This window comes from uncultured Microscilla sp. (genome assembly GCF_947493425.1).
In the GTDB taxonomy this organism is placed as follows: domain Bacteria; phylum Bacteroidota; class Bacteroidia; order Cytophagales; family Microscillaceae; genus Microscilla.
The window spans coordinates 1-19,802 of record NZ_CANLRP010000156.1 but is presented as its reverse complement, the minus strand read 5'-3'; the positions used below and the strand labels follow the sequence as shown (position 1 = coordinate 19,802).

At 41.7% G+C, this 19,802-nt stretch carries 14 protein-coding genes; 8 read left to right on the top strand and 6 right to left on the bottom strand.

Features of this window, described 5'->3' with window-relative positions; genetic code table 11:
* Window positions 1-536 precede the first annotated feature (536 nt).
* Window positions 537-785, top strand: coding sequence for a hypothetical protein (locus tag Q0954_RS26625; RefSeq protein ID WP_299462366.1), 249 nt, complete (start codon window positions 537-539; stop codon window positions 783-785).
* 194 nt (window positions 786-979) lie between these two features.
* Here the strand turns inward: Q0954_RS26625 and Q0954_RS26620 are convergent, their stop codons facing one another.
* A complete protein-coding gene (locus tag Q0954_RS26620; protein ID WP_299462363.1) occupies window positions 980-2,227 on the bottom strand; it encodes an ABC transporter substrate-binding protein in 1,248 nt (415 codons plus the stop codon).
* A 125-nt stretch (window positions 2,228-2,352) separates the two neighbouring features.
* Between Q0954_RS26620 and Q0954_RS26615 the strand changes: the two genes are divergently transcribed.
* A complete protein-coding gene (locus tag Q0954_RS26615; protein ID WP_299462360.1) occupies window positions 2,353-3,117 on the top strand; it encodes an FAD-dependent thymidylate synthase in 765 nt (254 codons plus the stop codon).
* A 25-nt stretch (window positions 3,118-3,142) separates the two neighbouring features.
* Here the strand turns inward: Q0954_RS26615 and Q0954_RS26610 are convergent, their stop codons facing one another.
* Complete coding sequence (locus Q0954_RS26610; RefSeq protein WP_299462357.1) at window positions 3,143-5,326, bottom strand: tetratricopeptide repeat protein; 2,184 nt, start codon at window positions 5,324-5,326, stop codon at window positions 3,143-3,145.
* A gap of 708 nt (window positions 5,327-6,034) precedes the next feature.
* On the opposite strand from Q0954_RS26610, the gene Q0954_RS26605 reads away from it, so the two are divergent.
* Complete coding sequence (locus Q0954_RS26605; RefSeq protein WP_299462354.1) at window positions 6,035-9,535, top strand: hypothetical protein; 3,501 nt, start codon at window positions 6,035-6,037, stop codon at window positions 9,533-9,535.
* Between the two features lie 54 nt (window positions 9,536-9,589).
* On the opposite strand, the gene Q0954_RS26600 is transcribed toward Q0954_RS26605, so the two are convergent.
* Window positions 9,590-10,870, bottom strand: a complete 1,281-nt coding sequence (locus tag Q0954_RS26600) for a hypothetical protein (RefSeq protein ID WP_299462351.1) — start codon at window positions 10,868-10,870, stop codon at window positions 9,590-9,592.
* 149 nt (window positions 10,871-11,019) lie between these two features.
* Here Q0954_RS26600 and Q0954_RS26595 point away from each other — a divergent pair, with 149 nt between their 5' ends.
* Window positions 11,020-12,777: a tetratricopeptide repeat protein gene (locus Q0954_RS26595; RefSeq protein WP_299462348.1), complete on the top strand. Its 1,758-nt coding sequence runs from the start codon at window positions 11,020-11,022 to the stop codon at window positions 12,775-12,777.
* A 305-nt stretch (window positions 12,778-13,082) separates the two neighbouring features.
* Here the strand turns inward: Q0954_RS26595 and Q0954_RS26590 are convergent, their stop codons facing one another.
* Window positions 13,083-13,739 (bottom strand): helix-turn-helix domain-containing protein, encoded by a 657-nt coding sequence (locus Q0954_RS26590; RefSeq protein ID WP_002700835.1) that lies wholly within the window; start codon window positions 13,737-13,739, stop codon window positions 13,083-13,085.
* 555 nt (window positions 13,740-14,294) lie between these two features.
* Here Q0954_RS26590 and Q0954_RS26585 point away from each other — a divergent pair.
* The 3 genes from Q0954_RS26585 (at window position 14,295) to Q0954_RS26575 (ending at window position 16,382) form a co-directional block, all read left to right on the top strand.
* Window positions 14,295-14,834, top strand: coding sequence for a sigma-70 family RNA polymerase sigma factor (locus tag Q0954_RS26585; RefSeq protein WP_299462369.1), 540 nt, complete (start codon window positions 14,295-14,297; stop codon window positions 14,832-14,834).
* 74 nt (window positions 14,835-14,908) lie between these two features.
* A complete protein-coding gene (locus Q0954_RS26580) occupies window positions 14,909-15,877 on the top strand; it encodes a hypothetical protein (protein WP_299462343.1) in 969 nt (322 codons plus the stop codon).
* A 22-nt stretch (window positions 15,878-15,899) separates the two neighbouring features.
* Window positions 15,900-16,382 carry a Spy/CpxP family protein refolding chaperone gene (locus Q0954_RS26575; RefSeq protein WP_299462340.1) on the top strand — a complete coding sequence of 161 codons (483 nt, stop codon included), beginning with the start codon at window positions 15,900-15,902 and terminating at the stop codon, window positions 16,380-16,382.
* Window positions 16,383-16,894: 512 nt separating this feature from the next.
* On the opposite strand, the gene Q0954_RS26570 is transcribed toward Q0954_RS26575, so the two are convergent.
* Together Q0954_RS26570 and Q0954_RS26565 are read right to left on the bottom strand one after the other, a co-directional pair.
* Entirely contained in the window at window positions 16,895-18,304 is a 1,410-nt protein-coding gene (locus Q0954_RS26570; protein ID WP_299462337.1) for a M56 family metallopeptidase, read from the bottom strand.
* A 3-nt stretch (window positions 18,305-18,307) separates the two neighbouring features.
* Window positions 18,308-18,694, bottom strand: a complete 387-nt coding sequence (locus tag Q0954_RS26565) for a BlaI/MecI/CopY family transcriptional regulator (protein ID WP_299462334.1) — start codon at window positions 18,692-18,694, stop codon at window positions 18,308-18,310.
* 237 nt (window positions 18,695-18,931) lie between these two features.
* Here Q0954_RS26565 and Q0954_RS26560 point away from each other — a divergent pair, with 237 nt between their 5' ends.
* Window positions 18,932-19,648, top strand: coding sequence for a DUF434 domain-containing protein (locus Q0954_RS26560; protein ID WP_299462331.1), 717 nt, complete (start codon window positions 18,932-18,934; stop codon window positions 19,646-19,648).
* Window positions 19,649-19,802 lie beyond the last annotated feature (154 nt).

Genomic DNA, 19,802 nt, shown 5'->3' with positions numbered 1-19,802 from the left:
AATTCACCCAAAAACCCATACACAAGTCGTTTTTCAAGTCTTGGTTTAGCATTGCTCAGGTCACCCTACGGTAAGATTGTTTAATTACGAATGGGTCAATTACGAATTACCCTCCTTGTATTGGTCTTAAGGCTTTAGCCATACCAATGAGCCCAACCATTCCGACGAATGACGGAATACAGGCAAAAGCTCGTACACAAGTCGTTTTTCAAGTCTGCTTCAAACCTGCCAGGATTCTATAAGACGCTAAAAAATCCTGGCAGGTTTTCGAAGACAATTCACCCAAAAACCCATACACAAGTCGTTTTTCAAGTCTTGGTTTAGCATTGCTCAGGTCACCCTACGGTAAGATGGTTTAATTACGAGTGTGAAGTTGTAAAGTACTTGTTTTCAGTGAATTAAGGTGGTGTTTTACTTGCGAAAGGTGAGTTTTTTTATTATATTTGCTTATACTTTCACGGTGAAAGTAAGCCCAAGAGGTTTAGTTTGAGACCTTTCCCTCAAGGGCTTTTTTGCAACAAATAAATCATTACAGTATGCAATTTACTGATTTAAACTCAGAGCTACAAAATGTAGCCATTCCTCAATCTATGATCAACCTATTTGCGCAAAGCCTATATGCACAATTAGAAGCATTAGCGCTTGACGCCAGTGCTTCATTAGAGTTGTTCGAAAATAAAGCGTATACAGAAGTAAAAACGTTTTTACAAGCACACATTCAACAAATGCAATACGTGCTCAACAGCGTAGAAATATTGGATAGGATGGAGCAATCACAAGCTTAAAAACATCAAAGCCCTGACATAAGTGTTAGGGCTTTTTATCTATTTTGTTCTTAAAAAGCAACCATTCAACCACCATCATTGCTTAGTAAGTAGCAGCAAGCAATCAGCTATAAGCTGCAAGCAAAGATAACTCTCTCATAATATGATAGTTATACTTGCATATTAGGTATATTTAATTTTGTCTTGGTACATACTTACTTAATGATCTCCTTCCTAAAATCTTCCTGCAACCTTATCATATACTCAGGCGCCAATTCCATCAAGGCATACTGTTGAATGTCGGCACGTTTGGGGGCATACTTGCGAGTGGGTAGTTGGGCAAACTTGTCTTGCCAGTTTTGGGGCAGCTTGTCCATTGCCAACACGGTACCATCGCCCCAGATGGCAGGCTTAAACTTTTCGTATTGGGCTTCGGGCGAGATCATATAATTGATGGCCACCATTGCCGCTGCCTTGTTGGGCGAGGTTTGAGTAATGCCCAAGTAGTGCGAGTTTTGGATAGTACCACTCTCTAGCACATAAGCCCTTGCCCACGCCGGAAAAGTACCTTGAGCTATTTTGTTGTCTACCTCACAATCGTTGTTGCTCATGGTAAACCACAGCTCACCATTGGCAAACATTTGGTGCATGGCCGCCAGGGTAGAGGGAAAGGTTTTGCCCTTTTTCCAGAGGTAAGGCTTAAGACGCTTAAGGTATTGCCAAAGCTTTGCTGAGTATTGATCGTATTTTGCCTGGTCAAACTTTCCATACAAATCTTTAGGTTCATTGGCAAGGGCTATCAGCATAGATTTGAGTAAGGTAATGCCTGTAAACTCAGTGCCCAGGGTAAATTTGCCTGGATGTGCCTTTACAAACTGTTCTAACTCCTTGAGGTTTTTAGGCGGATTTTTTACCTGATGACTGTTATAAATCAGCGCCAGCTGTACATTGCCCCAGGGACACTCCATACCATTGACAGGTTGTTGGAAGTCGGTATTGATAAAACGGCTGTTAAAATTAATCAACCGGGCATTGGGCAATTGGGTTGTAAAAGGACCATATAAAGCTTTGATTTGTTTTAGCTGAAAAAAAGTTTCCCCATTGATCCACATCATGTCAATTTCGCTGTTGGTTTTGCCCGCCTCCTTTTCGGCAATCAATGTCGATACTATCTCTTTGCCCTGCCCACTGATTATATTCAGACGAATGTCGTATTTTTCTTTTAATTTGGCTTGTACAAACTTTTTCATGTAGGCATTGATTAAAGGGTCGCCCATCCACATCATCAGGTTTACGGTTTGCCCTTTTGCCTGTGCCTCTATTTGTTGCCAGTTGAGTTTACTTACCTCAGTTTTGTTGCGGGTTTGTGGTTGACTTTGTTTGGTTGAGCTGCCCCCACAAGCATATAAACACCCCAAGATAAGTAAGCATAAAATTTGTCGAATTGTAAAAGTGTGTTTCATAAATGTTTTTTAACTTGTTGCGCTTACGCAAATAATAAATCAGTTCAATAGCCAATGGCCTGAGTTTATGCCGAAAGTATAAAGTTTTTAGTATAAAAATAGTTCCCTGACTTACATTACAAAACATGGATAAAAAACTATGGAAGGGCACCCGCTACCAACAAATGCACAAACAAATGATTGTAGCCGCCAATGGAATAGTAGACGATATTTTTGTGCTAAAAACAGGGGTATTAATCACCAAAAAAAGCAGGGTTACTGCCGAGGCAAAACAATTGTTTGACCAGATGAACATAGACACTACTCGTCCGGTATATGAGCAACATGCGGAGTTTAACAGTCGACTGACTTACTTGTCCTTTAAAGACCAACAAGAGAGTGCAGCAGCCTACAACCAGCGCCTGATCCAAGAGTATGGGCATCGGAGCGTTTACAACGACGAACATGTTACCTTTTTAATTGCAGGCTGTGCTTTAGAAACTTCGCTAGAGTTTGTAGCGCACAACGAAGCCACCATTGCAAGGCTTACATCGTCTAAAACAAATGCCCAAAACAACCCCTTCTTTAAGTTGTTGGGTTACCCTCACCAACCCGAATACCTGGAAAAGCAAAAACAAGTAGTAGCTCAATACCTGGAGCAAAAAGACAAAGCCAACGAACTTACCAATATATTGGCACCAGGCAACAAGGCAACATCGTTTACCATAAGTATGTCGATAAAAGACTGGCACAAAACCCTGATAGGGCGCTTGAGCCTTCATGGAGTAGAAACCGATATGCGGCAGGTGATGGAAGAAGTAGCCCGTCAGCTTAAAGTCAACTATCCGTTGTTTTTCAATACCATAGAAGAGTACTACGCCTTGGGCAATAATAAAAAGTATGAAGAATAACAAAGAGAGGCATAAATAGGAGGGGTTAGATTTTCCAGCCAATCACGGCAATGTCATCGCGTTGTTCAGTATCTTTCATAAACTCATCGAGTGACTTTTCGAGGTGGGTAAGTTGTGTGGCACAGCTTTGTTGATATATTTGCTGTAGCATCTCTCTGAAAGCCTGTTGTCCAAACTTTCGTCGATCCTGGTTGTTTTGGTCAGAGTAACCATCTGTATACAAGTAAAAGCTGGTTTGATGAGGTACCTCAACGGTATGTTGGTCAAAGGTGCCATTATTTTTTCTAAACCCTCCAATCGACTTTCGGTTAGCCTTTAATTCCTGCATTTCCTGGTCATTGGGGCGCATATACAATAAAGGACGGCGAGCTCCGGCAAAAGTCAAATGTGTTACTTCTTTATCTTTTGGGGTAAAAACACAAATACCTATGTCTACCCCATCCTGATTGTCATTGTCTTGTTGGTGCAATATATTCCTTACCTCTTGATGCATCATCGTAAGTATAGCGGCAGGTTCGGTTACCCTCCAGTTTTTTACAATCCGGTCGATCAGTGTGGTAGCAATCAACGCCATAAATGCGCCTGGTACTCCATGTCCGGTGCCATCGCCCATGATAACAAAAGTTTGTGCTTCTATTTTTTCTACCCAATAAAAATCCCCCGAAACAATGTCTTTGGGGCGGTACATAATAAAGTGCTTCGGCAATATGCCTAAAACATGTTCGGTAGCGGGTAGGGTTGCTCGCTGCAAATGATTGGCCGCCTGTAGGCTTTTGGTGATCTTAGTATGTTGTTCTTCCAAACGATCGCGTTGCTCTTCAATAAAATCGTGTTGGGCAATGATCTCGTCCTGATGTTGGTTGAGTTCATAGTTAAGTTTTTGCAACTGCTCGTTATTCTTCTTTTTATTGATGTAGTACCTATACCAAACATACGCCAAGGCAAGTGCACTAAACAACCCTAGCCCAATAATGCCAAGCCACAGGTTTTTGCGTTTGATGATGTATTTTTGAATGCGCTCTTTTTCTTTGAGCAACAAAATGGTTTGTTCTTTTTCTTTAGTTTTAAACTGGGTTTGCATTCGGGCAATTTGCTTACTCTTCTGAATGTTAAATAAGCTGTCCTTGACCGATGTATATTGTTTGTAAGCTTCAAAAGCATCCAGGTATTTGCCCTGGCTAGAGTCAAGCCTTGCCTGAAACAAGTAATTGTACTTGAGCTCAGTACGCGCCTTAGATTTTTTTGCCAAGTCGTTGCTGAGCTTCAACAAGGCTTCTGCTTCTTGGTACTCTTTGAGCATTCTATAACTCTCTGCCAAAAAATTATAAGTATAGGCTTGTCCTGGCAAACTCTTAAATTCTTCCTCTATGTCAATGGTTTTTTGGTAATAAACAATGGCTTCACGGTGTTTGCCCTGGCTGGCTTTTACCTCACCTATGTTGTGGTAGCAAGTAGAAAGAGCTCTCTTGTTATTGGTTTTTTTGGCAATTTTTAGCGCCTTAAAGTTAAAATCAATCGCTTGCTTCCATTGCCCCTGTACTTGACTGATGCGCCCCAAATTGATGAGTGCTGAGGCAATACCTGCATCGTTTTTTGCTCCCCGAAATCCTGTAAGTGCAAGTTGATAATATTTTTTTGCTTCGTTCAAATCACCCCGTCTTTTATGCACCACCCCCAAGCTATTATAACAGTTGGCCAATGCTCCGTGGTCGTTAATGCTTTTGAAATAGGTTACTGCCTTCATGAAATGCTTGATAGACTGGTCATAGTTTGCCTGCCAGATGGAGAGGGTACCCAAATTGCTTTGTATGCTTGCTACTTTGTAGCGGTTATTGGTCTTGCGGTAAAAATTAAGCGCTTTTCGGTAATATTGAGCTGCTTGAGCATATTTGCCCTTTACATAGCGACTTACCCCTAAAGTATGGTAGGCTTGGGCAATGCCTTTCAGATAATTTAATTTCTGAGAGAGTTCTAATGCTTTTTTACCATAACCAGCCGTTTGTTCTGGGTTGCTAGAGTAGATTTTCATACCTGTGGCATTCAACAGGTTTACATATTGAGTATCGCGCTGAGGGTAGTTTTTTAGCAATGCTTTCAGGCTGTCAGCTTTGGGGGTTTGGGCTTGTACATGGGCTACCAATACTCCACTTAACAGTACACATGCCAGTTGGACACGAATGATACAGAAAAACAACTTTGATAAAAACATTCTAAAAAAACAAATTAATAAAATAGTCAACAGCCATGGTCAAAGGTATAGAATAGATGTTTGTTAAAAAAATCAACTACTTTGTAGCCTGGCCTACAATACAGCACAATCTATTTGTGTATCTTCTTTGTTAGAAGTTAGAGAGTGTATTTATACTCATTATAAGTTGCCCTTTAACTACTGGTTTGCTGTATTTAATTTCACCTCAGTACTTATCTATGCGATAAAGTATTTGTTGAAAAATATTGTTTACCTCAAAAAGCCTGCAAAGTAATGGTTTACCTTTATTATACGTAAAGGCATAGATTGTGTCATCCTAAATTAGTTTTTAACTTTTTGTTATACAACAATAGTCCATAGCATTTAGTCCGTAGTCCATAGCTGATTCGAGTAAATGTTTACCCTATGAATCCTTGTAAACCAATGGCGTATATTAAATTTGCGTACTTGCTTTATTTTTCAAAGGGTTTCAGTTTTACGTCTAAACACGTAATTAAATAGTTTTTAAACTTATAACCATTTGATAACCGACCAAAGGGAGCTCACCGAAGGTAATCAGTAATCAACTTTGACTAAAATCACTGAGGAGTATTGATACAAAATCGCCTAATGATATATAAATCAAGGTGTTTTATGCGTGGTTTGCCCGACTCATCCCCTTTTTTTAGACGAGTTTTTGAATTGCGAAGGGGCAGTTAATCAATAAAAATGCGGATATTTATTTCATCTCTTATATTCATAGTGTGTGTGTTTGCAACTACGCCAGTACAGGCACAAACCCGGTGCAAATGGGTGAAGTATGACCGCAAGGGAGTAGCATTAGATACTTTATCTTTGGTGGCGGGTAGTTTGCAAATAAAAAGCCCATCGAGCGGCATAAAACCTACCTACAACATTAACACCAATCGGGTAAGTTTTGCCCAGCCTTTTGCCGACTCAGTACTGGTCTGTTATCAAGTGCTCCCTTTTTTGCTCAACAAAGCCCACTTCAAGCGCGATATTGCCACTTATAATGACAGCGCAAAATTGAATCAAAATACTTTTTTAACTTTTGACACGCCTGATAAACCCGAAGAAATATTTAAAACGCCTGGCATTCAAAAAAGCGGTAGCCTTACCCGTGGAGTGGGGGTAGGCAACCAACAAAGTGTATTTGTAAACTCTGCCCTTAACCTGCAGCTAGAGGGCAAACTCACCAAAGATATTCAAGTACTTGCCACTATTTCCGATCAACAAGTGCCCTTTCAGCCAGAAGGCAATACGCAACAACTACAGGAATTTGACAAAGTATTCATTCAGTTTAGGCACAAATCGGGTAGTAGGCTCACGGTAGGCGATGTGGTTTTTCAAAATCAGCCTTCTCAGTTTCTAAGGTATTATAAAAACGTACAGGGAGGCTATCTGGAGTTAGACTACCAGGCGTTTCCGGAAGAAAAACAGAGCCATGCCGAAACCAAGGTAGGCATTGCCATTTCGAAAGGAAAGTTTGCCTCGGTATGGCTCAACGATCAACTACGTGAAGGAGTACAAGGACCTTATCGCCTGCAAGGGCCTAACGGCGAGCGTTTTATCATTATTCTTGCCAACTCTGAAAAGGTATACCTCGATGGTCAGCTTTTGCAACGGGGGTTTAACTTTGACTATACTATAGACTATAACAACGCCCAGGTTACCTTCAATACCAACGTAGTCATTACACAGTTTTCGCGGGTGAGGGTAGATTTTGAATACGCCGACCGTAACTATAACCGCACTATTACAACTGCAAGCCATTACCAACAATTCAGAAAGTTTTCATTGTATGGCAATTACTTTTCATCAGGCGACAACCCTAACAACCCGCTGGGGCTTGATTTGTCCGACGCAGATATTGAGGCATTGTCGCTGGCGGGCGACGATCCAACCTTGGCGCTTGCCAGTAGTATAGACTCGGTAGGAGCCCTGGCCAATCAAGTGTTGTATAGGCGTAAAGATACTGTGGTAAATGGACAAATATTTAATATTTTGCAATATGCAATAGATTCTTCGGCTATTTTTAGGGTGTCGTTTACCGAGGTAGGCCTCAACCGAGGCGACTATCAATTATTGCAAAGTACTGCCAATGGGCGGGTTTTTGGCTGGGTAGCGCCAGTCAATGGTGTGCCACAAGGTAGTTTTGCCCCTGTAAAGCTAGTGCCCACACCTACGCTACAAAAGATGATGACTGTAGGAGCGGCTTACCAATTGAGCAAGCAAGATAAAATATACGCTGAAATGGCTTTTTCGGAGCGTGACCTCAATCGCTTTTCCGACTTAGACAATGCTGATAACCAAGGCAGAGCGTGGAAGGTAGGCTACCTCAACCAAGGCAGAAAAATTGCTGGCTGGAAGGGCTACCGTTGGCTTGCTGATGTGAGCCTGGAATGGAATGACGCCACTTTTTTACCTATTGACCGCTACCGAAGTGTGGAGTTTGACCGTGACTGGAGCATTAACGCGGATACGTCGCAGGTAAACGACCTGATTTTTAGGGGTAGGGCAGGGGTGCGCAAAGATGCCAACAATCAATTGATCTACTCTTATAACCACCGGGTAAGGGGCACACAGGTAAACGGTTGGCAACAAAAGCTGGTGGCAGCCAAGCGTTTGGGCATTTGGCAGTTAAAGACTGAGGGATTTTTGATGAACAACCGCCAAACGCTGCCATTGAACGGAGCCTTGACCGAGGTGGTGTCTCAATGGCAAAGGTTTTCGGGCGACCTCAGCCAGCATTACAGGTGGGCAGTATTGGGCTACAACTATTCGCTAGACCAAAACCGGGTAGCAACGTTGGCTTCCGATTCGGTGGTGACTACAGCCATGAATTTTGATCAACACCGTTGGTATATTCAAAATGCCGATTCGGCAAGATTTCAATGGTTGGTAGACTATAGTGTACGCTACGACAACCTGCCAGTAGAGGGTAAGCTCAAGCGGGGGTTAGAGACACAGGCTGTAAATGTTCGAATGAACGCCCGCCTGAACCGCAACCAACAGGTAAAGTTGATCATGACTTATCGTACCATTGACAACAAACTAGACACCAGTAACAATGTGTTGAATGCAGACAACATTATGGGGCGGATTGACTGGAATGCGTTCTTTTTTAATAAATCTTTGCGTTCGCAACTTACCTTTGCTACTTCTACCGGACGTGAGCTTCGGCGTGAATTTGTTTTTATTCCGGTAAACGGAGGACAAGGTACCCATACCTGGCGCGACGACAATGAAGACGGAATACAAGACTTGAACGAGTTTTACCTTGCCATAAATCTGGATGAACGAAACTTTATCAAAGTATTTGTACCCACTGATGATTTTATAAGCGCGTTTACCAACAACTTTAGTTACAGGGCAGGGTTACGGGCACCTTTTAGCTGGCGTAAGTCCGACAGCCGCCTCCGGCAGTTTGTGAGCAAGTGGTCGGCAAATGCTGCCTGGACAATTGTCCGACGAATGACCGATGATGACATTTATAATCGTTTTGTGCCATTCAGCAATCGCATTGCCGCTATCGATTTGTTGTCTACCCGTGAAATTATTCGCAGTACACTGTTTTTCAACCGAGCCAATCCTAGCTATGGTTTTACGTTCAATTTTTTGCAAAGCAAACAAAAACAACTGCTCACCAATGGTTTTGAGGCAAGCGACCAAGAGACTTATGGGCTAATATTGAGGCGAAACCTGGGCAAAAGTTTTAATTTACAGTTAGACGCATCGGCCGATAACAAATTTGTCCGCTCCGATTTTTTGCAAACTCGCAACTATAATATTATCAGTCGTGAAGGCAAACCTGCCCTGGCTTTTCAGCCCAACCCTTCGTGGCGGCTCACGGGCTTTTATCGCTTGACGCAAAAAATGAATACACTCAAACGAGGAGAGACCGATACGCTGGAAAATGCTCAGGTGCAAGAATTTGGGGCAGAGCTAAGAGTAAACATCGTGGGTAAACGCAGCATTGTCATGCGCGCCAGCAACATTAGAATCGATTATCGGGGTGAGCTCAACAATGCAGTGGCTTATGAAATGCTGGAAGCACTACAGCCAGGTTCTAACTGGCGCTGGTCGATCAACTGGCAACAACGCTTGGGCAATGGCTTGCGGCTGACTTTGGTATATGAAGGAAGAAATACAGCAGAAGCTCCTGTGCCCATTCATTCGGGCAGGGCACAGATCACAGCACTTTTTTAAGACAAACGATGCTACCAATGCGTTGCTAATGCTTATAAAAACATTTAAGCCTCCCTATTTCACTACCTTAAATTGAGTAGGGCTTATCAGTTTGTACTTGATGCCATTGATTACTTTTGTTTGTCCTACTACCCATTTGCTAAACTGGGTAATGTCGGCCTTGAGGGTATGTACCGAGCCTCCGGTGGCTTTTGCCAAGTCTAGGTAATAAGGGTGAATTTTTTGCACATTGACTACAATGATTTTTACCGGTACTTTTATCTTTCCGAAGAGCTTCTTTTCCGCAGCCGAAATGTGGTTATTGGCAGTAATCAAAACTATATCTTTAGCATTGGGTTGGTGCTTAAGCGCCCTAAAAATAGACAATACATCGCTGGGGGTTTGCTTGGCCAGTACAATGCGAGGGTTGTTAATGGTAGGAATCAAAGGGTTGAAGTTCTTTTGGTCGTAGGGTTCGCAAATGCGGCAATGCGGGCACACCACCAGTTTAGTACGCTGGTGTACTTGGTGGGCTTTCATAAACTGTTGGTACATCTTGAAATGGTCATGAAACCAACCCCCTGCCAACACTACCAATGAGTTTTGCCAATGCTTGTTTCTTTTCAGTATTTGACTAATGCCCGACGATGAACTAGGACGACCAGAACCTGATGGAGGGGGTGAACAACGGGTTTGGTAATGGTAATGAAACTCTTTGCCAAAGTCCAGGTCTTGGATAGTAAACAGCTCCGAAAAATTGCTGCCTCTTACCTTAAAACTGGGGTAAATAGTATAGGCTGCTCCTTTTAATACGACATAGTAAAACCGATTGATTTGGGCTCTAAAAGCGGCAATGCCTTTGCTATTGGTTTTGCCTCTATATACTACTTTTTTAGTTTTCACATCTTGTATTTTTATCAACAAGTTGGCTTCAGGTTTTCCTGTGTCACAATTGGTCATGTGTACAAACAGGTTTTCGGGATTGAGTTCATCCAGGGTTAGGTTTACCCTAAATCGGTGGCGGGGTTTGTTGGGCACTACCAGGGCTTTGGGACGGGCAGCCCCCAAAAAGTCTACCCGGTAAGCGCGGCGATTGCGTACTAAAAACTCCACTACTCCTTGAGCGTCAGTAGTACCATAAGTTTTAGTAGCACGAGCTCCACCTTCTATCATCAGGAGTTTTTGGTGGGCATAAGGCGTTCCATCAGGTGCTTTGATGTGCAATTGCACTACTGCCATATTAAAAGTAGGGGTAAGCTTGGTCTTCAGTACAGGTGGTTGGGCTTGTGCTACCATACAGACCCCCAGCAGGCACAGACATAGCCACACTGCCTTTGTTTTGTAAGAATCAATCATTTAAATGTAGGTTTTGTAAAAGTTCGTAAATAAATAGTTTACGTTTTTTTTCGGACGAAAGCCAAATTAATAATTTAATAACTTACCATTGATGCTTACTGAGCGAGGGTTATGCATTTTTGCAGTTCAAAATTAATGACTATACTGCCATGCTGCTATTTAAATCAACACTTACAATCATTATATCTTTGTTTGCTGCCGGGTTTACTCTGAGCGCCCAACCTGCCAAGCCTGCCCCTTATGCTACAACCCATGTGTTAAAAAATCGGCTCGCCACCGCCAAAGAAGACCGATTAAAAATCAATATTCTCAATCAATTGGCGCAATTACACCTAAAGCATGCTCCTGATACTACATTTAAATACGCTCGTCAGGCATTGCAATTGTCACAAACACTGAATTACCCGGAAGGGCAAGCTGCCAGTCATTATTATTTAGGCAAAGTATTTTATAGTTATGGCAGCTTCAATCAGGCAATTGGGCAATATATGCAGGCATTGCCACTTTACCGTAGCCAACCCAAAGGACAAGCCCAGGTATACAATGCTTTGGGGCAAACCCACTACTACGCCAACCAAACCGCTGCTGCACTCAAGTGTCACCAGCAGGCTTTGCAATGGTATAAAAAACTAGCTGACTCCAAAGGTGAAGCCGTATCGTTGGGATATTTGGGGCATATTTATGAGAAAAAAGCAAACTATACTCAAGCATTAGACTATCAACAACGTGCGCTTAAGATTTACGAAGCATTGGACGATAAAACGGGGCTTTCGCAGATTTATGACCATTTGGGTAGCATTTACGAAGACCAACACCAATATGAACAAGCCCATCATTATTTTTCCAAGGCATTGGCGCTTAATCAAAAGCTTAACAACCAGCTCGACATGATTTTAAACTACAATGACCTGGGCGATGTATACCGCAAACAAGGCAACTATACCCAAGCGCTTAAGTTTACCCAGGCGGCGTATGACCTTGCCAAAAAACTACACCATAAATACCAGCAACGCAGTGCTTTACGCGATTTGGCCAAAACCTACAAACATCTCAACAATTACCAAAAAGCCCACGAATTGCTTGATCGATCTTATAAATTGTATACAGAAATATATGATAAAACAAGTGCGCGACAACTTGCCCATGCGCAGGCTTTGTATGAGGCAAGCCAAAAAGAAAAGCAAATAGCTTTGTTGGAAAAAGATAAAAAAATAGCCTTGATTTACCGGACTTTGTTAGGTGGTGGGGCGTTGATCTTATTTTTGATCGCCTGGGTAGTGTTTCGTCAACAAAAACTGAAGTTACGGAGCAACCGCGAAATTATAGAACAAAATCAACGCATATATGAAACCCGGCAGGCATTGGTCAATACAGAGTTGCATAATGCCCAGCTCAACGAGCAAAAACTAAAAACAGAGTTGGAAAATAAGCTGCTCAAAGAACAAAAATTGCAAAGCCAGCTAGAAGCTAAATCGAAAGAGTTGACCAGTCATGCCTTGCATGTAATCCAGAAAAATAAAATGTTGGAAGAGCTCAAAGACAAGCTTAGAACACTAAAGCAACAGCATAAAAAGGGGGAGTTAACAGATGTAGGCAAACAAATACAACAAGTGATTAACCGGATCAATTACAGTTTTAGCCAAGACAAAGACTGGAAAGACTTTAAGAAGGTGTTTGAAGAGGTACATCAGGATTTTTTTGTGAAATTGCAGAAACAGCATCCGGGCTTGACCCCCGCCGAAACCCGTTTATGTGCTTTGCTCAAGCTCAACCTGAGTTCTAAAGACATTTCTACCATTATGGGCATTTCTACCGATAGCTTGCGCATTGCCCGTTATCGCTTACGCAAAAAATTACAATTGCCCAAAGAGGTAAAGCTGCACAATTTTGTAACTAAAATTGTGTAAAAGTGCATGTTTGCTGCTGCACAAAGCATAAAAAAACTCCCTGGAGTATTACCCGCAGAGAGCTATATATGTTTATAAATGATACAATCAAATACGAATTACCAAAGTAGTTAAGTAACGGACAAAAAATAACCTTTCTATTTCGGAAATGATCTTTACTATCAATACTTCGTTACTTTTATTGCCCGTAGTACCGTCCCACGGTCTGGCTCAACATCCCCCAGATGTTGCCTTGAACGCAAAAAAGGCCTCGCCTTGGCAGCAAATTTCTATCTCCAAATGGATATCTTATTGTTCAACCGTTACTAAGTTTCAATTTCTACCCTGCCAAAAGAATCTTCTTTGTTGGCTTGAGGGTAAATCTGAAGTACTTTGGCTAACACCAGTAAAATAAGGGTGCGTGAAGCCACTTTGCGTGGAATTTCTGCCGCTTTGGCAAACTGTTGCACCGTAATGTGGTGGTTCAGTTCAAGGTATTTCATCAATACCTCTTCTTTTTTACCGTACTGAAAACGCACATCACGTTTTTTGCGCCTTCCTTTCAGAATTTCGCGCATTTCTTTGCCCGCAATGATACTTTCGTGATCAACCCGGACATACACTTTGCCTTGATTGGGCTTATCGCCCTCTATCACACGATGAGGTCCCTTGTCGCTCGCCGGAATCGTATATGCCAACACTTCGCGGTTGCCCTCTATCGGTATCTTTTCTAACTGATAATTGATAGGAGGGTAACAACATTCTTCGATGGCTTTTTTCATGACATACTCGTCTTCCTGAGGGAACTTTACCCCTTTGATGTTGAGGTCATCACGAATGCCCACTAGCAATATGCCTCCATCGCTGTTAGCAAAAGCTACTATTTCCTTTACGATTTTTTCGGGGTGGGTTGTTTTGAGCTTAAACTCAAGGGTTTGTCCTTCACCTTTCCTTACCAACCTTTTGAGATCATGGTATAACATGGTGTTTGTGAAGTTTAAAGGTTAGACAATAAGAATAATGCATAGGAGTTTGGTTGTACATTTCTGCAGCAGTTGCCTGCTTTTACCACCTTCCTTTAGTTTATTGAAGAATTGTAAAATTGTGTATTTCGTTTGATTGGAAACTCTACAAATACAATAGGTTGGTTATCAAGTGTTTGACTAATTGTTACACTTGAACATTGTCTATTGGTTGGTAGTTGCCTGCAACCTAAACGGTGATCAACACCTCGCACATTACTTTGGCGGGCTATGGCAATATACACAATTAAATATTACGTTCATGTTAAATATCGTCTGTTGTGGTTACAATTAATACAAGCGCTGATATACTACATAAACCTAATAAAATGAGGTGTTACATGGGCGTTTTATTAAAAGTTTAACCATTTCATACACAGTGCTTTAGGATAGCGCCTATAAATTAAACGACGAAAATTATCGCATAGTTTAAACTTTTGAGATAAATTGTTGTCTAAGTGCCGAACCACCGTTCGCGCCTCTATGAAAGCAACAAGCAATATAAATGCAGAATACTTGAAAGATCAAGAGATAGTAGAAAAATTTAAGCAGCCTGAGTCTAAAAACTATGCGTTCAATATATTGGTAAGAACTTACCAGGAGCGCATTTACTGGCATATTCGCAAAATGGTGATTGACCATGAAGACGCAAATGACCTTACCCAGGAAGTGTTTGTGAAAGTTTGGAAAAATCTACATAAATTTCAGGGAAAGTCGCAGTTATATACCTGGATCTATAAGATAGCTACCAACGAGTGTTTGAATTTTTTGACCAAAAAACGTAAAAAGTTTTTTGTGCCTATAGTGGATGTAAAGAGCGAACTGCTTAGCAAGCTCGAAAGCAGCGAACATGTCAGCGGTGACGAAATTCAGCTTAAACTGCAAAAGGCATTGTTAACCTTGCCCGACAAACAACGCCTGGTATTTAATATGAAGTATTTTGATGAGATGAAGTACGACGACATTTCGGAAGTGGTGGGCACCAGTGTAGGTGCTCTGAAAGCGTCTTACCATTTGGCAGTAAAGAAGATAGAAAAATTTTTGAAAGAAGATTAAACCTTTCACCCGCCTGCATGTCTATTAAAAACAGTATCACAAGTTGAACAAGGGAAAAGCAAATGTCTAAGGGTTTGAACATAAACGATATACCAAAAGAGAATATCTTTACTACACCGCCTCATTACTTTGAGCAGTTGCCCTTGCGCATACAGCAAAAAGTACAGCTTGCTGAAGGTTTAAAACTGCATGACATTCCCCATCACCAGGTTTTTATTGTACCTCCTCATTATTTCAAAGAATTACCCCAATGCATTGAGCAACGAATTGCTTTGCGCGAAGGACTGAGCCTGGCTCAAATCCCACCATACCTGGTGTTTACAACTCCTGCACTTTATTTTGAAGAATTGACCGAAAGCATCGAGCAAAAAATACAATTGCTGGAAGCCCAACCCAATGCTTTATTGTCTAAAAATACCGCTTTTAGCACACCAGAAGGTTACTTTGATGATTTGGCGGCACAAATCCAACACCGGGTAACGAGCCAAAAAACAAGTGGCTTGCCAAGGTTTTGGTTCACAGTAGGCGAACTCTTGCAAACAAAGGCTTTGCGTTATACCGGGGCATTGATGGGGGTATTGTTGATGGCGTTTATAGGAGTATGGATGTTTGACCAAACCAACAAAGCATTGCCTACTGCCCAGCGCAGCAATGGCCAGGCGTTGGATAGCTACAGCCTTGCGGCAAACAAAGTGGTGAAAAAAATACCAGTAGATGAGATAAAAACAACAAATAGCCTTAATATTGACCCAAAAAATGCCATTGCTCAAAACACACAGGTAACCACTCTACCTACACAAGTAAAACCAGTATCTGTGGTGGCTGACCTAAACAACCTTTCGGCAAAAGATGTATCAGCATTTTTGGCAGAGGTAAGCCCTACCGATCTTGAAGTGTTGGCAGAGCCTGTTACCGAAAATAAAGAGGCAGCAGTAGAAACTTTTTTACTGAATGCCCTAGAGAGCAATAAAGAATTATTATTTGAACAATTGAAAGACGTAGACCTTAAGGCGATTCAGAAAAATACCGACCTTCGCAAATAGGTTAACCAGAAAAATAACCATCATGAAATCATACCTTTTTTTGTTTTTGTGGGTGATAGGGGGCAGTATTCAGGCATTTGCCCAAAGCACCAACATTAATCCTAACCCTAACAGCGCCAAGATGAAACGCATTGAGCAAATGCGTAATAAATTTATAAAAGAGCGTTTGAACCTAACTCCTGAGCAGGAAGGAAAGTTTTGGCCGATTTATACTAAGTATGATGCCAGGAAACGAGAGATTAAGCAGCAAAAAAGAAGGCTGCGTCGCCGGAGGGCTTTATTGACTGCTTCTGATGAACAATTAATACAAAAATTGAAAGAGTTTATGGCATTGAAACAGTCAGAAGTAGACCTCGAAAAAGCCTATTTAGATAAATTTTTGGCAGTGCTCAATGCACGTCAGGTAACCGAACTTTACCGTGCCGAAGAAGAGTTTATAAGAAAGTTACTCAGGCAATTGCGGCGTGAACGGCGCAATAAACGCCGAAATGGTGGAGGAGAATAGGACTTGCTAATTAAATAAAGGTCGTTTTTCTAAAAAGTAATTACTCGGTTGGAGGGGATCCGCCGACTGAAACAATAAAAAACTAAAGTATAATAAGTCTCCAGGTTTCTGACCATTTGGCAACTATACAGCCTTGATTTGTATGTGTGCCTTGGCAGAAAAGCCTGGAGACTTTTGTTGTTAGGGAGCAAACAAGAAATAAACTCCCCATTTTGTAGCTGCTCTTTTGCCCTGAGACTTTGTTACTTTTAGCCTTTGGCAGAGCCCCGAAACAAGTTCGGTTCACAACCCCGAACTTGATTCGGGGGATTTATAAACTCGGTGTAGCCTCGGTTTGCGGCCGTAGCTCTGCTATGACTTTAAAAAGTGCCGCGTCTCAGCATAAAATAGTTAGCAAAGAAAAGGTATCCTATTTTTTAATTGCTCCCTTAACTAAACTTTGGAAGACTTTATTTGCTAAATACTACTACAGTAGTAGGTAAGGTGAAAAAAATAAACTTCCTGTGACTGTCTTAGCAATCATCTATTTTAGCATTTGGCTTTTTAGCCCTGGGTTTGGGTTGAAGTAAGAATATGCTACGGGCAAATTCGTCGTGCCTGCGTTGTTCCTGCAACCTTTTTTGTCTGGCATTGTTTTGTTGTCTTACTGCTTCGCGGTATTGCTTATTGGTAGCTGTGTTACACTTTAGTACCCTTGCTTTTGCTGCTCCCTGGGTTTTCATAGCCGTTGTTATAAAATCAAACTTTGCCACATCACCTACCGGATGTTTTTTGCCATCTAAATAGAACTCGCTTACTTTTCCTGCCGAATTTTTAATTACTGTTGCCCTTTGGTACATTCCCTGAGTGAGTGTACTTAACTGTAGGTTATAGACAGTTTCAGCGTTCTTTTGTGGAGCTTTGACCTTGGCTGTGTCTTGTGCCTGTGACAACGGTATGCCTGGCAATACCAGTACAGCCAAAATGCTCGCTATAGCAACTACTCCAGTAATGATTAATGGAGACTTGAGGGTACGCTTGTTTGTGTTGTTCATTGGTTTATTATTTAATATGTGATGTATTCTTTGTTTAAGGTGTTGCTTGCCTGCCGCCATTGCCACTGTCCAGCGAGGAGCTTTGGTAAGCCAACTTGCCACCTCTATCAGACACTGGGCGAGCGCTTGCTGGTTGTGGGTAATTCGTATTGCTTCGGCATCGCATATTTTCTCGGTTACTTCGTAAAGCTCTTGGGTCAGCCAGCGGTTGAGTGGTTGAAAAAAGAACAAGATTTGACTCGCCTGACAAACCCATAACCACACATCATCGCGTCGTTTGATATGCGCCAATTCATGCGCTAACATGCTTTGTTGTTGCTGGTGATTGAGGTGGTTGATAGCCTTTTCGGGAATTAGAATGGTATGTCTATTAAGCACCATTGGACTTAGGGTATTGGTAGTAAATCTGAGGCTTACTGGATGGGTAATGTGTGCCTTGATTGCCAGTGTGCTTAGCATGGGCTCAAGCCGATGATTGGGTAAACTAAAATAATGTAGCCCTTGTAAAAAACATTTTTTACGCCAGTAAAATCTTATACTTAACAAACATATTACTAAAAGCCATCCAACAAAAACCAGTTTTTGCCACAAAGGTAGGCTCGCTTGGGCATTGGTTCCCTGAGAGGTGGTGCAAGCAATATTGGTGATTGCTGAAGCCACTGTTCCAGCAGGAGGGAGCGTTCGCTGTTGGAGCTGTGGGTATAGTTGCATGCTACTGGTTACAATGCTTGTCACTAAAGCAGTCTTGAGCAACACATCTTTGGTGGTATTGGGTAAGTTAGTGAAGATTTTTAATACCCCCCAAAGTACTACTATAATACAAGTGCTATGTAAGGCGTATGTACATAACCAGCTCACCACCCAAAAAATTATATCAGATGTAACCATCGGTTATTCTCCTTGCTTTTTTTCTGCGTTTTTAATCATTTCTTTCAATTGCTCCAATTCATTTTTATCTAGTTCGTCTTCTTGCAGTAGGTGGTTTACCAACGACGCTGACTGCCCTTTGAATAATTGTTTGACTAAACTGTGTACCATTGAAGACTTGGTTTCTTGTTCAGAAATAATGGCTCGATATACGTATTTACGCCCTTGAGTCACGTGAGTTACTGCCTTTTTTTTATCTTCCAACCGTGACAACACTGTGCCTATGGTTGTGATAGCCAAGTCGCGTGAGTCTTTCAAGGCTTCCTGAATTTCGGCAACTGTAGCCTCGCCCTTGTCCCAGAGTACCTGCATAATAGCAAGCTGAAGCTCATCTAACTTTATTTTTTTCATCGAATCAATGTTTCTCAAAAACCAATTTTATGACTACACTTGTAGTAGTTAATGATAAATAAAAAACAACTATTTCACTGCTTTACTACTACTGTTGTAGTTACAAATATACTACACTTGTAGTTAATAACAAGACTTGCCCCAATAATTTTTGTGTTATTTGTCTTGATATAATTGATTACCGCCTATATTTGTCAAGGTTTTTTGTATATTACTTGCATCAAATGACACATAAATATGCCTAATAATCAACGACATAGGGGACAGCATTCTGACGATGTAAAAAATTTTAATGAAAAATGGGTAGCAATACTTCAAAAAGCAGTCAATGATTTAAGCTTTTTATTGTCTAACGGCTATGCCGAGAAATCGTCGCTCAAGCTGGTAGGCGACCGTTATAAACTCAATGCTCGTCAGCGACAAGCACTTTTACGGGGCAGTTGTGGCGACCAAGCCTGTAGTTATCGCATTGCTCACCAACTACAGCCTGCGGCACTTCAGGGGGCAGAGGTAGTAGTAGATGGTTATAATTTGCTTATTATTACTGAGGTGGCTTTGTCAAATGGAATTATTTTGGCTTGTAAAGATAAATGCTACCGTGACATTGCCAGTATTCATGGTACTTACAAACGGGTAGAAGAAACCGTGCCTGCTATTCAGTTGATTGGCAGCACTTTTCAGCAATTAGGAGTGAGCAAAGTACATTGGTATTTCGACTCGCCCGTGTCTAACAGTGGCAGGCTTAAGCAAATGTTGCTCGACGAAGCTGCACAACAGGGTTGGGCGTGGGAGGCTGAATTGGTACACAATCCCGACAAAACCTTGGTAGAAACCGGAAAAATTGTGGTTTCGTCCGATGGTTGGGTCATCGACAACAGCCAACAGTGGTTTAATATGATGGCGTATTTGCTAGACCAAAAACTGTTGGTAGCGAATGTAAAGGATGTTGGGTAGCTTTTTAATTACGAATTGATCAATTACGAATGAGAGAATTACGAATTGCGAATGAAGGCGAAGCGGCTATGGTCTACCGACTACCAACTTCGGACTAATATACGAATGAAGGCGAAGCGGCTATGGTCTACCGACTACCAACTTCGGACTAATA